This window comes from Neisseria sp. P0021.S006, from assembly GCF_051956895.1.
The window spans coordinates 1-432 of the sequence record NZ_JBQCWZ010001312.1 but is presented as its reverse complement, the minus strand read 5'-3'; the positions used below and the strand labels follow the sequence as shown (position 1 = coordinate 432).

The following is a 432-nucleotide window of genomic DNA, read 5'->3' as shown; positions in this document are numbered from 1 at the left end:
TGTTCCGCACAGGCGTTTTCAATCATTGCCAACTCGGCATCGGAGTCGGACACAAAGCGGTTGATGGCAACCACCACAGGCAGTCCGAATACGTTTGTCAGGTTGGAAATGTGTTTCAGCAGATTAGGCAGGCCTTTTGCCAAGGCTTCGAGTTTTTCTTCGCCGAGAGTGGCACGCTCCACGCCGCCGTTGTATTTCAAAGCGCGGACGGTAGCCACGACAACAGCCGCATCAGGTTTCAAATCCGCCATACGGCATTTGATGTCGCAGAATTTTTCCGCGCCCAAATCCGCGCCGAAGCCTGCTTCGGTTACGGCGTAATCGGCAAGGTGTGTCGCCAAACGGGTAGCGGTTACAGAGTTACAGCCGTGGGCGATGTTGGCGAACGGGCCGCCGTGTACAAAGGCCGGAGTGCCTTCGATGGTTTGTACC

At 55.8% G+C, this 432-nt stretch carries 1 protein-coding gene; it reads right to left on the bottom strand.

Translation table 11 applies throughout. The features are described 5' to 3' along the window. Window positions 1–432 (bottom strand): formate--tetrahydrofolate ligase (locus ACTHUM_RS20050; protein WP_440404013.1); only part of this gene is annotated, 432 nt, incomplete at both ends.